This window comes from Psychrobacter sp. P2G3 (genome assembly GCF_001593285.1).
GTDB lineage: Bacteria > Pseudomonadota > Gammaproteobacteria > Pseudomonadales > Moraxellaceae > Psychrobacter.
On the sequence record NZ_CP012529.1, the window covers coordinates 1,692,531 to 1,709,828 of the forward strand.

The 17,298-nt window shown below is 40.6% G+C and carries 8 protein-coding genes, 1 tRNA gene and 1 pseudogene; 2 read left to right on the forward strand and 8 right to left on the reverse strand.

The window, feature by feature from the left end; all coding sequences use genetic code 11:
* Positions 1–111: 111 nt before the first annotated feature.
* On the forward strand, positions 112–9,576 hold the full coding sequence (locus tag AK823_RS07030) for a ribosomal protein L7/L12 (RefSeq protein WP_068327744.1): 9,465 nt from the start codon (positions 112–114) through the stop codon (positions 9,574–9,576).
* A 228-nt stretch (positions 9,577–9,804) separates the two neighbouring features.
* Here AK823_RS07030 and AK823_RS07035 read toward each other — a convergent pair.
* From AK823_RS07035 to cadR, 5 genes and pseudogenes are all read right to left on the reverse strand, one after another.
* Positions 9,805–11,088 (reverse strand): annotated as a pseudogene (locus AK823_RS07035) (IS3 family transposase).
* Positions 11,089–11,211: 123 nt separating this feature from the next.
* Positions 11,212–11,910: a VIT family protein gene (locus AK823_RS07045; protein ID WP_068035813.1), complete on the reverse strand. Its 699-nt coding sequence runs from the start codon at positions 11,908–11,910 to the stop codon at positions 11,212–11,214.
* Between the two features lie 80 nt (positions 11,911–11,990).
* Positions 11,991–12,323 carry a hypothetical protein gene (locus AK823_RS14245; protein ID WP_228138818.1) on the reverse strand — a complete coding sequence of 111 codons (333 nt, stop codon included), beginning with the start codon at positions 12,321–12,323 and terminating at the stop codon, positions 11,991–11,993.
* Between the two features lie 51 nt (positions 12,324–12,374).
* Positions 12,375–12,638 (reverse strand): hypothetical protein, encoded by a 264-nt coding sequence (locus AK823_RS14250; protein WP_228138819.1) that lies wholly within the window; start codon positions 12,636–12,638, stop codon positions 12,375–12,377.
* A 302-nt stretch (positions 12,639–12,940) separates the two neighbouring features.
* Positions 12,941–13,348, reverse strand: coding sequence for a Cd(II)/Pb(II)-responsive transcriptional regulator (cadR, locus tag AK823_RS07055; protein ID WP_203226531.1), 408 nt, complete (start codon positions 13,346–13,348; stop codon positions 12,941–12,943).
* A 159-nt stretch (positions 13,349–13,507) separates the two neighbouring features.
* Here cadR and AK823_RS07060 point away from each other — a divergent pair, with 159 nt between their 5' ends.
* Positions 13,508–15,655, forward strand: a complete 2,148-nt coding sequence (locus AK823_RS07060; RefSeq protein WP_068330203.1) for a heavy metal translocating P-type ATPase — start codon at positions 13,508–13,510, stop codon at positions 15,653–15,655.
* A 94-nt stretch (positions 15,656–15,749) separates the two neighbouring features.
* Here AK823_RS07060 and AK823_RS13945 read toward each other — a convergent pair whose 3' ends face one another.
* The 3 genes from AK823_RS13945 to AK823_RS07075 form a co-directional block, all read right to left on the reverse strand.
* Positions 15,750–16,232: a RidA family protein gene (locus AK823_RS13945; RefSeq protein ID WP_082785663.1), complete on the reverse strand. Its 483-nt coding sequence runs from the start codon at positions 16,230–16,232 to the stop codon at positions 15,750–15,752.
* Positions 16,233–16,273: 41 nt separating this feature from the next.
* A tRNA-Arg gene (locus AK823_RS07070) sits at positions 16,274–16,349 on the reverse strand.
* A gap of 73 nt (positions 16,350–16,422) precedes the next feature.
* Positions 16,423–17,130 carry a hypothetical protein gene (locus AK823_RS07075; protein ID WP_228138820.1) on the reverse strand — a complete coding sequence of 236 codons (708 nt, stop codon included), beginning with the start codon at positions 17,128–17,130 and terminating at the stop codon, positions 16,423–16,425.
* Between the last annotated feature and the right edge of the window lie 168 nt (positions 17,131–17,298).

A 17,298-nucleotide genomic window follows, 5' to 3' on the forward strand; every position in this document is an offset into this window, starting at 1 on the left:
TTTAAAAAAATGTATAAGAGAACTAAGTTTAAAGAATTTATCCAGCTATAAATGAAGTGAACATTAGGGAAGCTAATATAGGCAGTTAAACATAACCAAAGGATTGGGATTATGGCTAATTTATTTGATGTATCTATCAATCGCGTGCCATTATCGGCACAAAAATCTGTCACCGACGTTCTAAAGGTAATGCTAGGACCAGACGCTGCTAATAAAATCAATACACTACTAGATATTGGTGGCTTTGTATTAGGTGGTTTAAATGAACAGGCGGCCGATGTATTTGCCACTAAGTTACGTGAAGCAGGAGCAACTGTTTCTATAGAGCTTAGCAATACAACCCTAGATTTATTCAGAGTTCGTTTGCTCTCCTTTGGTGAGCAAAAAATACAAGTCATAAAACAGGTCAGAGATATTACTGGACTGGGCTTAAAAGAGGTCAAAGCACTGGTTGAGAACAATGGCGTCGTCAAAGACAACTTAGATAAACCATCTGCTATAAAAGTTCATCAGAGATTATCTAGTGCTGGCGCTACCGTGGTTATTGAAGCTATGTCAGGCTCTGACAATGGTGAAGACCCTAAGAAACCTAAACCCGCCAAAGATGATAATTACTTGGTAACAGGTAAAGTCAGTCTTGCTAATGGAGAGCCTGCCAGCGGCGTGCTGGTTCGAGCCTACGATAAGGACTTACGCAGCGAGCAATACCTAGGGGAAGCCTCAATATCATCAACGGGCGACTACGCTATCTCATATAAACAAGAGCAGTTTTCTCGCAGTGAAAAAAACAGTGCCGATCTGTTATTGCGAGTGTTTAACGAAGTCGGTGTAGAGCTAGCTCTAAAAACAAAAACAAAAGATGAACCAGATATCTTCTTTAATAGTCCTAAAAAGATGGATATTGACCTACAGATAGAAGAATCGGCAGCCGTTAAAGCCTCAGAATATGAGCGTCTCGAAGTATTTTTAAGCCCTGCCTTAGATAGTGCATTACTCGCAGATCTATCTTTGCAAGATATTAACTTCCTGATTAATGAAACTGAAATAAATGAATTCTCCGATGAATTCCCTGGTAGTGCTAACAGCATTCACTTTATAGCCCAAAGCGAAAAAAATTCCCACGAAACAAATATACCAGTAGCAGCCTTCTATGGTTGGGCGCGTATGGGGTTTGGGCTGGTGCGTGATCATTCTACTGAACAGCCAACTTTAAATTTAGATACCTTACTGGAACAATCTGATAAATATCTAAAAGATGCATTAGAACAAGCAATAGCAAAAACTATTATCCCAGCATGGTTAGCAGAGCAAATTGATTCAATATTAAGTCAACTGCAAGGTTTACGTGACGACAAAACACAACAAGAAAAAGACCTTTGGGTTCAGCATAATGTAAAAGTATTATTAATAGACGCAGCAAGCACTGAACCATTGGCAGGATTTTTAGTAGATGTAGAGTTTTCTGCCGAAGACAGCTCGTTGGATTTACAAGGAGGTATTACCAATAGGCAGGGCGAGCTTGTTATCACTTATTCACTGCCTGCAGAGTCAATCCTTTCAATGCTGTTATTAGTTTTGAATATCAAAACTCCCAATGGTGATGACCTTAATCAACAGGAAGTAAGCTTTGCTGTAGGCCAGACGCAAGCTGTCACAGTAAAAATAACACTACCTGCTCCAGTATTGCCAGGAGAAGCGTTACAGATAAATGCATTACCCATGTCTTTCTCCGATGGTTTAAGTGCGTTTTTGGAACAAAATAGCCTGACCAATATCGCTGAACTTCGTAAGCTCGGGAGTCTTGAAAGTTTAAAAGAATTACCAGAAACACTGCGTGCAAGTGACGAGGTCAAACAACTACAAGCACAGGTTGATTTGTCTTTACTCTCTACTGACTTAAAGCCTGCAGAACAGATCAAACAAAATCAGTTTTTAATAGACAAAGGTTTTATTAGTTTTTCTGCGATTGCTGATATGCCTGTAGAACAGTTTGTATCAGTCATTGGTAATGATGGGATTGTTTCACCAGCGATACAGCATGCACAAGCACGCTATCTAGATTTTCAATTGGCAAATGCCTATCTTGATATTAAAACAGGTGGTACGAATAACCCAGAAGAGCTTCAACAAGACTCAGCATTAAGCTGCCAATGTGAAGACTGTGTATCGGCACTAAGTCCAGGTGCATATCTAACAGATTTGATAGGCTATGTAACTTCGAACGTCACGCAAGCAAGCGGCACTGCCATTACGCTTGACTTTTTGGTGGATAACTTTCATCAACCTTTATCCAAACTGCCAATTAATTGTGCAGCAACAAAAACCCAGTTAAGACAAGTTAGAATTGCTTGCGAAGTACTCCTTGCTGCTATAGATACCTCTCAATTGAATTTTGTGATTACAGACGAGCACGTCGCTAGATATCGTCAAGCAGCCTACCAGTCGCTGCTTAGAGCTATAGGTACTTCCCAGTTTGACCTTGATAGAGCATCATCAGATGCCGATATCGAAGCCATTGCCAATCGTCTAGGCATTGACCCTAACTATGTAAAAGAATTACAGCTGCAATCGGGTGCTCACCAAATTTTAGCTAATGCGTTATCAGAGCATAATTTAGAGCGGATTTTTGGTTTGCCAGCTTATATGGAAACGTATATCGACATAGATATTCCACGGGTACGTTTACTTGATCCATTAAGGTTTTTAAAAGCAGAGCAAAAACGCCCCGAGCTCTATGACTGGCGATTAGAGCATCTAAAAAAACAATGGAAAGAAATGGATTTTCCTGAAAGTCCGTTGTCACAAAACACACCGATTATTGATCCTGATGTGATTGGGCCTGATGATTTTCGTCATCCTGACGAGCTGAATACTGCTTTTGAGCTTTGGAAAACGAGGCGTGAATGGGTTGATGAACAGATTGCCCGTATTCATAGCAAGGTTATTTCCGATTCCAATAAACCCAATGGTCTAGCGGCTGCTATTGCAGAAATTACTGTGCCCACGACGCTCGATGATTTGATTGCTCAGCAAGCGCTATTGGCAAACGATGCAAAGATTATCGAGGATGCAACATTTACTCAATGGCTCAGCGAAAGACAGTTAAGCGTTGAGGCGTTAAATGAGCTGGCAAGATTCGCAACCGATGTAAAAGCAGGTAAAGAATACAATGAGGAGGAATGGCAAACCTATTCAACCAGTGCTACCAATATAATTGTCAATAGTGTAAAAAGAGTTGCTTATAACAGCTGGGTATTAGAAGAGGCTAATATTGGCTTGAATATGACGACATTTTGGCCGTCTTTGACGGAACCGCAAGAAGGAGCATGGTCGCTATTTTTGGAAAGTGAAAAACCACTGCTTGACCCTGAAAACATTGAACCAAAACAGCTGCCAGACGGTAAGTTTGCGCTCAGGGCACGCACATTATGGAATGAGCGCCGAATACAGTTGGATAACAAGCAAAAAGAATATGCTGATATTTTGAAATCAAAAACGGCAGGTGGGTTAGACGTGATTATGATAGATGCCTTTGGTACAGTACCTGATATTGAAGATATCAATACCAAGCTCAACAGTTTAGATCAGGCTGAGCAGTCAGAGGCAAAAGCGCAAATACTAGCATTAAATTTGCATCAAGAAAGCTTCATCACACTGGTAGCTGCTAGTTTGATTTTAAACGATGACCAGCAAACATTATCTGATACGGTGCAAAATAATCTATCTGTCGCTCTAGTTTCTGCATATAAATTCAATTTCTTATATGAAAATTGGCTGCTAGAAGAAGCCAGTTTGTCATATTGGCAGTCGCTTAAAGCGCGTCTACCAAAATGGCGGGCAAGTCAGTCACAAAGACAACAATGGCAACAAACATTAAAGCAGGCAAGTACGCCGCCATTAATTGACCCTGATGTGATCTCTGGTGATGTGTTACTCGAGCCTGTCATTGGGAACTTTTCTTATGATACTTGGCGCTCACGTATAAAGCTAATTGATGTAGAGCTAAATACTATCCGTGACAGCATAGAGCAAGGCGGCAATGTTACCGATGATGTGATTAAGCCAGATGCTATAGAAGATTTATTTAGTGAAGAAAAATATTTAGGTATCTCTCATCAAGACCTGATAGTACTTAGCCAGCTGGAAGAAGTGGGAATAGCAATTACGAGCCGGCTACAGCAAATATCGCTGGCAAGAGAGGCCTATTTGTTTTTGCTGGATGTTGCTAAACGTATAGAAAAAGGATTTAAAGTATTAGCTGGTACACGCGAAAATATGTATGCCATTCTGCTACAAATATGGAAAGTAAAACTGTTTGCCACATGGAGAGAAGAAGAGAGCAATAAATTGTCACTTAGTCCTGAGTTTTTTAAATATCCTACACAGCGTCCTACATTCACAATGCAACAAGAGGCACAAAAATGGCGTATTGATGCACGTAGACAACGCGAGTGGTATAGAACGCTAAAAGCAAGAATCGATCAACAACAAGTGCTTGCATCTAGTCTTAAATCAATGGTTTCTGAGGTAGAAGAACAAACGCTTCCTGAATTAAGAGATGCCTTAATTGAGATTGTCGATGATAACAATGATGCATTTAATATTAAAGCAGAAAGGCTCACTAAGCGCTTTCTTATAGATCTGCAACAAAGTGGCTGCCAGATGACCACACGTGTAAGTATGGCACTGGAGGTCTTGCAGACCTTAGTATTCTCAATTAGGTCAGGCAAAATTGATATTGCGGATGTTGAACTGAAACTAAGATCAAAGCAGTTTGAACAAGAATGGAGATGGATGGGTTCTTATGCCACTTGGAAAGCAGCGATGGGCGTATTTCTTTATCCTGAGCAGATTTTGTATCCTTCTTTACGAAAAGAGCAAACATCTGAATTTAGACGATTAACGAGTAATACCTCGAATCAGCTTTCTCCTAAAGATGCTTGTAAAATAAGTGAAGCTTATTATGAGTATCTTAAAGACATTAGTGCTTTAGAAGTTAAGGCAACCTGTTGGGGAAGTACTTCGATTAAAAGCAAACAAGAATGTTTTACAGAAAATATTTCGAAACAAAAAGATAAAGACCTACTTTATCTTTTTGGAATTAATAATGAGACCAAACGATGTTACTGGTCGGCATTCGACTTGAAGGCGCAAGCGGGTGCTGCTTTAGCTGCTGCACTTTTATTGGATGTAAAAAAACAAACATTTCAGTCTTCTTGGCAGCCCTTACCTATTGGTGATGCCAATGTGACTGATATAGTAGGTTCAACTACCTTTAAGAATAAAATGTATGTGGTTTTAAGAATTATTGTTAAAGAAAAAGATAAACTAGGTTCTCTACTGTATGACCTCGAAACAAACACATGGAGTGAGTTGGTTGAGTTGGAAATTCCTAGTAGCCCCAGAGGCGCTTCGTTTACCATGGTGCAACAGGACCTTACGCATAATGAGCCCCAACCGCCTACTATATGCTGCTTGGCTTTAACTGACCCAAAAAAGTTTTTTTCTTATAAGTTTTCTGGAAGCGCTGGCTATATTTACTATAAGGAAAATATCGATAACCAATATTCATCTATATTATATTCAAATACCTTAACTAAAGAAAATACTTGGGTAAATAATAAATGGACAATTATTACTTATCTCGATCATCCTGTTTATCGGACAAATTACATTGTTGGAGAAAAGTCAAAGATTACTTCTGCTGTCCAATATAAAAATGGTTTATTGGTTTCGGTAAATATTGAAAATATTTATCAATCAAGTATAGGTTCTAACTCTAGTTTTCAAGGATATATATATGGCGTAAAAGGGTCAAGTTTAACTATAGGTTTGAACTTGTTTTCTAATCAAAGTAGTGGTTTAGATAATTACCTAACAATAAAGTCTTTAATTAAATCTAAGAGCTCATACCTTAATGATGTCACAGGACATTCTGAAAAATCTATTAATGAATTAAAAAATGAAATAGTTTCACTTGAGAAAAAGAAAGACAATATTATTTCAGAAGATGATTATACTAAATGGTTATCAGGAAGAAATGGGCCCGGTTTGTATCCCATTAGTGCGTTACGCGTTGATTCTAGCAAAAAAAATGTAACTAGGCTTCATGTGTTTAGTACGTATAGTCTATCTTATGATGTTAAAGACCTACCAGATTCAGATGAAAAGTTAAATAATTTTGCTTCAAGTTTCAATGTGTTTCTTCCAGAGAAAAAACTTTTGACAAGCTCTCAAAACAATAAAAAAATCTCACTAGCTACACATAATGGTAAACCACTACTCAATTATAGTTATGACATCGTGTACAATATTGAAGTAGATACAAATTACTTTAGGCCAGTATATTCCATTATAAGTAGTAGGACTAATACTGGGCTACTAAATGTAGTTTTCAAACTTAATATAGCTCCTAGCCTACAATCAAACCCCATTCAAATCAGTACCAAAACAAATATTGAGAGCCAGGAATATAGACGAAATTGGATACACGAAAATAGCGTCTCGAACGACTATGCAAATAGAAGGTATTTGGATGAGGCGTATTATTATTTACCTGTTTGGATCGCTGAACAACTCTCTCGCTCTGGTCACTATAAAGAAGCATTAGAGTGGTACAGGCTGGTATTTGACTATACGTCTACTATTAATCGTAGAATCTCATGGGTTCTTCAGCAGGAAGACCAGCTTGATTATAATTATGATAGGAAAAATGAATGGCCAGTGCAATTAAATCCTCATGCATTTGCCCAAAACAGAAAAAATACATATACCCACTTTACAGTACAATCAATTATCCGTTGCTTGCTTGATTATGCAGACGCTGAGTTTACCTATGATACAAGCGAAAGCGTAGCGCGAGCTAGAAACCTCTATAATACTGCATTAGAATTAATCGAGTCAGAACTGCCTGTTCAACCTGAAAATAAGTGCTTAGCACTAATTGAGTCGCTCAAATATACGGTCGAAGATATAACTTTACAGCCTTATTACGATTATCTTAAATCAAGGCTGGGCCAGCTTGATTCAACAGAGGTATTAAAAAACACACTGGTAGAAGTGCGTAATAAGCTGAACAACAACTTCTCTGAAGAGAAAAGATTATCTAATGCTTTAGATGTCATACAAATGGCGTTGGGCGAGCGAAAAGCATCCTTAACTGCCACAGAGATTATAACTAAATCTTTGCTAACCAAGCAAAATTTTAGCCGAACACTGTTTGCCGATTTAAATATATCTACTAACTTCTCTAAAACTGGTCGCTTATTGTCAAGATTAGCCAGTTCAAACCCAAATATAACGGATAACAATAGTGGTGGAGATGAAACGGTTGAGATAGCTGATTTTAGCGAAATAGTAATAGGGTATTCCCCGCGCTTATCCTATGAGTTCTGCATCCCCAATAACCCAACAGTTAAATTTCTCTTGCTAAGAGCCAAGCTTAATTTATTTAAAATCCGTAATTGTATGAATATTGCGGGAATGCATCGGGAGCTTGACCCATACTCAGCGCCAATAGACGTAGAAAGTGCATTGCCAAGTGTGGGAGCTGGAGGGCAGATAAATCTGGCAGGCGTGACGAGAATTAGACCCACACAATACCGTTATCCAGTATTGGTTGATCGGGCGAAGCAATTGACTCACTTGGCACAGCAAACGGAAGCTTCATTCTTTAGTACTCTGCAATCGTTAGACCAAGAAAAATACACCTTATTTAAGGCGCGGCAGGACGTCGAGTTATCAAAAGAAGGCGTAAAATTACAAAAATTACGTGTGCGTGAGTCGGAGAATGGTCTTGGCTTAGCTGAGTTGCAGCTAGAGCGAACTTCTATTTTAGCTGAGACCTATGCTGAATGGTTGAGCGAAGATATGCTTGATTTGGAAAAGCAACTACTCGATCAGTATAAGTTTCATCAGGATGCGCAAATCCTTTCTGCCTTTGCAAATTATGCATCACATATAGCTGGTCTTGCTGTTACCGCTGCTGCGGGTGGTGCAACAGGAGGCGCCCCTGCCTCAGCAGCAGCTGCTGCGGCTATCATTCCAATATATGCTGAAACGGTTAGCCAAAGCGTGCTAGCAACAAGCCAATTTAAAATAAACACACTTTCACAATCAATCAGTATTGCACTACGCAATCGCGAATACCAACTACAGCATCAACTGGCAGAACAAGATTTAGAGATAGGTAATCAACAAATTAAACTAGCTAATGACCGTGTTCAGATTACTGAACAAGAGCAAGCTATAGCCGAAATTCAGTCAGAACAAGCCAGCGATAATGTTATTTTTTTACAAGAGAAGTTTACTAATGTAGAGCTCTATGACTGGATGAGCGGTGTGCTAGAAAGTATCTTCCGTTATTATCTGCAACAGGCGGCTGCTATGTCAAAACTGGCTGAAATACAGCTAGCGTTTGAGAGGCAAGAGCCTTTATTCGGTGTCATTAAAGACGACTATTATGAATTGCCCAATTTCGATGGTAATAATTCGGCAAGTAGTGATTCTATTACGGTTGATAGACTAGGGCTGACAGGTTCAGCGAGATTATTAAGAGATATTACCAAGCTTGATCAATATGCTTTCACCACAGACCAGCGCAAACAACAACTTAGTGTTAATTTCTTATTATCGCAACTTGACCCCTTTGCCTTCCAGCAGTTTAAACAAACGGGTATCTTAAATTTTGATACGTCAGGTAAAGTGTTTGACCGACGTTTTCCAGGGCAATACCTACGTCTGATTAAACAAGTTAGAGTATCAGTAGTTGCGCTTGTTCCTCCTGTGCAAGGTATCAGTGCTACCTTGACTTCTAGTGGTATATCTCGCGTAGTGATAGCCGGTGATGTATTCCAAACTGTTGTTATTCGCCGAGATCCAGAGTCGATTGCCTTCTCCAATCCTATTGGCGCATCAGGTGTATTTGAATTGAGTCCTAATCCTGAAATGTTGTTGCCCTTTGAAGGCAATGGGGTGGATACTAGATGGGAATTTCGTTTACCAAAAGCTTCCAATCCAATGGATTTCAATACCATTGCTGATGTGTTATTAACTATTGAATATACGGCTTTGCATGATAGAACTTATCAGCAACAAGTACAGAAAGAGCTGGACACGTATACTAGCTTCGATAGAGCTTTCAGCTTCCGCCAAGAATTCTCTGATGCATGGTATGACCTACATAACCCAGAGCAAACTGACACTCCTATGAGCGTGAGTTTTGAGACGACATTAGCTGACTTTCCCTCCAACATTAATGAGCTAATCATTAGCAATGTATTAATGTATTTTATCGCTGACGGTGACTTGCCTAGTGTCTTCGCAGCTAAGCTGTTCTTTGCACAACATCAAGATAGCAATACATCAGGAGGCGAAGCATTACCGATTGATGGGGTAATCCGCTCAAATACGAACGGAACAAACTGGGCTTCAATAGGCGGGAGCGTACCAAAAGGGAAGTGGCAGTTGGAGCTGCCTAATATCCCCGTTATTAAACAACTATTTGAAGATGAAAAAATTAGTGATATTTTGCTGGTTTTAACTTGTGAGGGTGAGCTACCTGACTACCCCGTGTAAGTGGCTTCGGAAATTTTAATGCTATACAGGTATTTATAAAGTTACCTTCTATGAGGTATTAAAATTTATGATGAAGCTTGAAAAGAACATAATTAAGTCTGGTGGTTCAAATGTATTCAATATACTCAACGTATAAGAGTTGCTCTTACTGGCTCTGATGTATTAACGTGAATACCGAACACCGTCCTATGTTGTCAATCCCGTACACATTAACTTGGGAGGTTTTAGTTACGCAGCCTGACGATAATAATCAAACCATATCTGTCTGGCGTCTTATAGCCTAAATCCTTCTGAATCCTAGTCTCACTGCGAGCATAGCTCTTGTCTTGCGTCGCTGCAAAGCAGTGCTTTGCTAATCGCTCCTCATTGTACTCAAGCTCGATATATTGTGTAATCTCGTTGATCGCTGTAAACCTTTTTTTATAGTCTTGGTGATACATCAGCTCATTCTTTAAGACGCCCCAGAAGCTCTCTATGGGGTTGTTATCAAAGCAGTTGCCACGCCTAGACATTGAGCCTTTGAACTTATGCTGCTTAATGATCTTGTGATACTCATTGCTACAATACTGACTGCCTCTGTCAGAATGTAAAATCAACCCTTGGCTGGGCCGCCTGCTCTTGATGGCCATATTGAGTGCATGGCATACTAAATCTGCTGTCATGTGTTTATTGATAGCGTAGGCGACCAGCTCTTTGGTGTAGAGGTCTTTAACGCCTGCTAAATACAGCCAGCCCTCGCAAGTCCAAATATATGTGATGTCACTAACCCACGACTCATTAGGTAGACTGTCGTCAAACTTCTGATCAAGCAGGTTTGGATAAATCAGCTTATTATGATTGGAGTTGATGGTGACTTTAAAGCGTTTGTGACGATGACATTTGATGTTATTTCTTCTTCGATACTTCTAACCATATATGGACTGATATCATGGCCTTGCTCTGTCAGCTTTGCCTGCAGTCGATCAACACCATAACGTTCTTTACTTTCACTGTAAGCGGCTCTAACCAATAGCTCGCAATGGTTGCGATGTATCTGTTGTTCGCTGATGTCACGACTGATCCAGTCATAGTAGCTTGATTGCTTAACAGCTAAGACCTTGCACATGCTTGCGATAGTAAAGACCTGTCTATTAGTTTTTATAAAAGCGTACTTCATGAGCTGTGTCTGGCAAAGTATGTGGTGGCCTCATTCGAGCATAGCTCTCATCTTGCGTCGGGGCGAAGCAGTGCTTCGCTTTATCCCTTCTCATTTAATATCTCTTGTTCTTCTTCGGCCACTGTAAGTTGACGTTTAAGAAGTTTATTCTCTTCTAATACAGCTATTAGCTCAGGATCATACTGCACAGTTCATGCAAGCTTGCCTTGATTGGCTTTATTATGCCAGTTAGATAATGTTTGTATGGCGATGCCTAGCTGCCGAGCAGTTGCACTCAAATTACCATTGTTGTCTGCAATTTTTTTAACCGCTTCTGCTTTGAATTCCGTGCTATAGCTTTGCTTTTTCTTAGTCATGGTAAACTCCTCATCGAGTCGTTAGTTTACCAAGTTTACTTATACGGTTTCTTCAGCATAGCTCAAAGCTTAAAAAACCCCCATTATTACCATAAACGAACTTTATAGTAAAGAAGACCGGAGCTAAACGCTTACGCCAAACAACCCGCCAATAAATGAGGTTGCGAGCATTGCCAATACACCCCATATTACCACCCGAGCAGTAGCAGGAATAATAGGAGCGCCGCCCAAGCGTGCTGATACTACACCAAGCAAAATTAAGCCCACAATGGTCAACGAGGCCAACGACCATACTAATGTCTCTGCTGGCAATAGTAGAATACCAATAACGGGTACTATGGCGCCTACTATGAATGAGATGGCAGAGGCAACGGAGGCTTGAAGCGGCTTTGCTGCACTTATGTCAGTCAAACCTATCTCATCACGCGCATGTGCCTCAAGGGCATCGTGCTCAGTTAAAGCCACGGCAACTTGATGGGCTAAGTTTTGCTCAAGTCCACGCTGCTCATAAATTTTTGTTAGCTCAAGAAGCTCTCGCTCAGAATTATGCGTCAATTCATGTTGCTCTTTTTCCAAGTCAGCTTTTTCAATGTCTGCCTGCGATGATACTGAAATGTACTCACCCGCTGCCATTGACAAGGCACCCGCAGTCAACGACGCAAGTCCTGTCAGTAGTAAAGTTTGGCTATTTGCGTTTGCAGCAGCAATACCAACCAGTAAGCTGGCGGTAGAAATTAATCCATCATTTGCACCTAACACTGCTGCTCTGAGCCATTGGCTACGGTTGCTTAAATGCACTTCATCATGAATAGAAAGAGACATAAATAACCTCAAAAATAACTAAGCAAGAATAATGAACCAAAAATACTATAGTATAGTTTACCTTGTAAATTGCTCAGAGATTAGCTAACTTGCCTTAAGGCATATAATTGATAGGCAATCAGTAAAAACACCACTGTCTGACTACCCGCATAAAACAATAATAGCGCTAGCAGTCGGCTATCAGAGCCCACCATAAACACATGAATACAAATGCCCATATAAGCTAAAAAGGTTAAAAAATGCAACCATCGCCATGCTGATTGACCCATGTATTTTTTAAGGTAGAAGCTAAACGCGCTGATGAATAAAAACCAAAATCCCAATTGTTCTAATGCGACACCGATACGGTCAGTCTGAAACCCAAGGGGTAATAATACCTGCCAAATATTAAGATTTATATAATTATCAGTCAATAGAATAACCGCATGAAAAGTAGAAAAGCCTACTGCGAGCAAGCTTAAATATTAATGTAATGCAAATACTTTTGCAGCATTAAAATACCGACATAGGCGCGTACTGAGCAACAAACCAAAAACAACTGCCAACCAAAATAAAGCATAGGCAATCACACCACTTGCGTGTGATGAGTACCAAAAATGCTTATCTGTGGTCATAAGGATTTGCGATAGGCTTTCTCCCCACAACGAAAGAGCATAGACACCACCGACTATGCCAGCACTTAAAATAAATACTGTCCATAGCGCCTGCACAATGGGTGATTCTGACAAGGATATCTCAAACCCTTACTTGCTTCGTTTTAGACGGTTGTAAAAGGGTACACTTGCGTCGTTGGTTATATCATTATGATTGTTTTGGCCCATCATTACACCTCGCTTAATAGTCAGTTTATTTACTGACAATAACATGCTCTTAAGCTGAGCTTAGAGGGCAATAAAAATTTGAGTAATAAAAGACAATATTTGATGGAGGGTATAAAGAGTCAGAGTTTGCGTCGCCAAAATTTGTCAATTTGAAGTGAATGAGATCATTTTATTACTATTAAACTTTGAGTAAAATAGATGATAGTCTATCAACCATGATGGCAAGAATTATCGGCAAGCGCATGTAATATCCCGCATGATTCAGCTGGGGCTTCGCTTGCACATTTTTGCCGCAAAACAAGCAGATGCTGTTTTAATTGCGCCAATTCTTCCATACGTATTTTGACTGCCTTAATATGCTCATCTAATAGCACATTGACCTCACCGCAGTTCTCATCAGGTTTATCCCTATACTGAAGCAGGGTTCGTACTTCATCCAAAGTCATATCGAGCGTACGACAGTGTAGGATAAATTGCAGACGTTCAATATGCCCCTCATTATATAAACGATAGTTGCCTTGGCTGCGTAAAGGCTCTGGTAATAACTTTTCTTTCTCATAATAGCGAATAGTTTCGACCGTCGCACCTGTACGTGTGGCAAGCTCGCCAATTTTGATAAGCACTTTTATCTCCTCAAATAATGGTCTCTATCATCTAAAACAATAAAGTAACTATAAGGTTAGATGACAAAAGAATCAAACTGATTTTTTGTCAAAACCCTTGACCCTGAAGCCACTACAGGGTTCATAATACCTTTAATAAGAGGATAAATGATTATGCAATATCATATTGAAGGTATGGACTGTGCCAGTTGTGTTGGCAAAATTGAGCGGGCGCTAATACGTATGCCCGGTGTCTCTGACGTTCAGCTGAACTTTGCAACCCAAAAACTAGAGCTAATCCTAGCGCCTGATACGAATACTGAGATCAAAGATATCGAAAAAACCATTAAGCGCCTAGGGTTTGGGGTGTCAGCTTTAACTGATCAAGAAAATGAGGTAGGCATTGAGGGTAGTCAAGCAGCGGTAGACGATCTGCGCTGGTGGCAAACCATAAAGGGCAGGCAGGTCATTGGTACTGGGCTTTTAATGAGCGCAGCATATGTGTTGTCTTTGATCTTCCCTGAATATGGTGCATGGGCTTTTATTGCCGCTGTGGCTATCGGTGTCCTACCATTTGCTCGCAAAGCTTTTGCACTGGCGTCAGCAGGTTCGCCTTTTTCAATTGAAATGCTCATGTCTATCGCTGCTATTGGCGCCCTTATCATTGGTGAAGCTGAAGAAGCGGCTGCCGTGGTCTTTTTATTCTCAGTTGGTGAGCTGTTAGAGAGCGTCGCCGCTGATCGTGCTCGCGCAGGCATCAAAGCTTTATCATCGCTAGTACCAAAGACTGCCATCTTATTGGATGCGCAAGGACAACAACGTCAGGTGGCAGCGACTTCACTACAGGTTAACGATAAAGTTCTCGTGCGTCCTGGTGATAGAGTCTCTGCTGATGGTGTGATTATTCAAGGTATATCTAGCCTTGATGAGTCACCTGTGACTGGAGAATCTGTTCCTGTTGCCAAGACAATAGACGATGACGTCTTTGCTGGATCCATCAACGTTGATGGCGTACTACAAGTACGCGTGGAAAAAACGGCTGCGGATAATACGATTGCACGTATTATTGAGCTGGTGGAGCAGGCGCAAGCGTCCAAAGCACCGACCGCCCGTTTTATTGAAACCTTTAGCCACTACTATACGCCTATAGTGATGGTACTTGCTGCTCTGGTTATTATCATTCCACCGCTGCTGATGGGAGGAGAGTGGGCGACATGGCTGTATCGTGGTTTGGCGCTATTACTGATTGCCTGTCCTTGTGCCCTAGTACTATCAACACCCGCCGCTATTGCCTCAGGTTTGGCTGTTGGCGCGCGTCATAGACTGCTTATCAAAGGTGGTAATGTTATGGAGTTGGTGGGTCAAGTGAGTACCGTTGCTTTTGATAAAACGGGCACCTTGACCGAAGGCAAACCACGGGTAACCGATGTTATTGGCTTTACAATAGCGCATACAGATGCTGAGGGTGAAGACAAGTTATTGGCCCTATTTGCGAGTGTAGATTCCGCTTCTAGTCATCCTCTTGCTCAAGCTATTGTGGATCATGCCAAAGCAGCTAAGGTGAATATACCTGATGCCTCTAATGCTTCTGCTACTGCGGGTAAAGCAGTTTATGCAACTGTCGCTGGACGTACTTTATCCATTGGCTCATCAGTCTACGTCGCTGAGAAAGTTGTGTTGTCACCTGAGCAACAGGTTCAAATTGAGACGCTACAAAATGATGGTAAGACGGTTTCTATTTTGTTCGATGAGCAAACGGGTGAGGCACTAGGATTGGTGGCTCTACGTGATGAGCTGCGAGAGGATGCACAGCAAGCCATTGCACAGCTTAACAATATGAACGTGCGCTCTGTCATGCTCACAGGTGATAATAGCCGTACGGCAAAAGCGCTTGCCAGTCAGTTAGATATAGAATGGAAGGCTGAGCTGTTACCTGAGGACAAGCTGCGTCTACTCAGCGAGATGCAAGAGAACAGTAAAATAGCGATGATTGGTGATGGTATCAATGACGCACCCGCTTTGGCAACGGCAGATGTTGGCGTTGCGATGGGCAGTGGCACGGATGTGGCTATCGAAACGGCTGATATTGCACTATTAAAAAGCCGCGTGATGGACGTTGCTAACCTTATTGCTTTATCTCGCGCCACAATGAGAAATATTCATCAAAACGTCATATTTGCATTGGGCTTAAAAGGTATATTTCTGATAACGACTGTGCTCGGCATTACAGGACTTTGGATTGCCGTATTGGCTGATACCGGCGCTACTGTGCTAGTAACGCTAAATGCCTTGCGTTTACTGCGTTTTAAAGGAGTTAGCTGATTGGTAACTTGCCCTAAAAATAAGTAAATAACTCTAAATGTATATCGAGTATAGACAAGGTTAAGCTTATCTTTGCTCGATATACCTTAAAAATTTACTTTCTAGCCGAACACTCTAGTTCTACACTTGCCCCAAGTATGAGTGGTTCATCGGTGCCAAGTAAAGTGCCTTCAGGATAAGGTTCACTTAACCCCGCTGCGTAAGCTTCATTAAATTCACCAAACTTACTTAAATCTGCCAGTATTGCAGTACAGTTCACAAGGTCAGTCTTTTGATAGCCATATTTGACCAACAGCGCATTCACATTATCTAAAGCTTGTTTGGTCTCAGCCTTTATACCGCCTTCAACAAGCTTGCCATCTTTTAAACCAATCTGCCCTGATAGATATAGCGTGTCGCCTAAGCGTACTGCAGAAGAAAAAGGGTATCGACTACTACGTCCATAGAAGATAGGAGTAAGCGTTGATTCTTCTTTAGTGTCAGCAGCTACTAGTATCGCTTTTTTTGTAAAGGTTCTGGTGACGGTGTCATTGATATTTGCATTTGCTTGAGTTGCGGTAAATGCAAACAGAAGTATAAGGCTTACGAGGTAATATGGGTTGTTGTATTATATTGATATGGTGCGCCCACCAAGACTCGAACTCGGATCGATCGCTTAGGAGGCAACTGCTCTATCCTGTTGAGCTATAGGCGCATTATGGAGTGCCATTGTAAAAAAAAGCATGTATAAAAGCAATCAGCAAAAGATAAATAAACACGGTTTGTAGCTACTTTCCGTTACTGAGGGCATCGGCAACCTGTATAGAGCTTTCATTTGATGCTGATTTGGAGCGTGATGTTGGGTTAAATAAGTCATGTAGATTATTTCTATAACCTTCAATATTCTCATAATCATGCTGTTTCAAAATATCTTGTCCCACACTAGATAGCAAGAAATTGCGGAAACTCGTCGCAGCAGGGTTTTCCGTTAAGATAACCCCGTCGACTGCTTTAGAGTCTCTCAGCGCATAACTAAATGATGCTAAATTACGCGCTTCCTTATTATCGTTTGGAGATGGCGCCTTAGCGTTTTCATCGTCATTATCTATAGCTTGATTAGTAGCTGTATGGTCAGCATTAATTGAGTTTTTATTACGCTCAGCTTGAGACTCTTTAAGCAAGGCTTGTAGAGGTGCTAAGCGCTCTTTAGAGATTTTATCATTAGCCATAATGATGTCAGTATTAAAAATAAGTTCTGAGCTTTTATTGACACCATTATCATCAGAAGTACTTGTATGTGGTAAAGTCAGCAGTTTATTAGCATTTACATAAAGCGTAAATATTTGCACCGTAGGATAGCGTGATTCAAAACGAGCAATGACATCATCCAAAGGTGATTGCAGTTTATCTTCTGCTTGTACGTACAAGATAGCAGTATTGACTGTTTCTGGATCATCCTCATTAACAGTAGATGTTTCCCCATTTGTACTTGCCATTATCGGGAGAGGGTCCATATTTTTCCGATTACTACTCCATAGCCAAGCAAAAATACCAATTATAATAACGAGTAGTAATAAAATTAGCCCAGCTAATAGTAGCTTGTAGTCTTTCATAGGTTACAGCTCATCTTTTGTTTTGAGATATTGTTTGAATTGTTTTAGTGT

What these genes read in the sequence shown, in the direction of transcription:
- AK823_RS07030 (WP_068327744.1), top strand. Translation starts at nt 112, where the DNA reads ATGGCTAATTTATTTGATGTATCTATCAATCGCGTGCCATTATCGGCA.
- AK823_RS07045 (WP_068035813.1), bottom strand. Translation starts at nt 11,910, where the DNA reads ATGTCTCTTTCTATTCATGATGAAGTGCATTTAAGCAACCGTAGCCAA.
- AK823_RS07060 (WP_068330203.1), top strand. Translation starts at nt 13,508, where the DNA reads ATGCAATATCATATTGAAGGTATGGACTGTGCCAGTTGTGTTGGCAAA.
- AK823_RS07075 (WP_228138820.1), bottom strand. Translation starts at nt 17,130, where the DNA reads ATGGCAAGTACAAATGGGGAAACATCTACTGTTAATGAGGATGATCCA.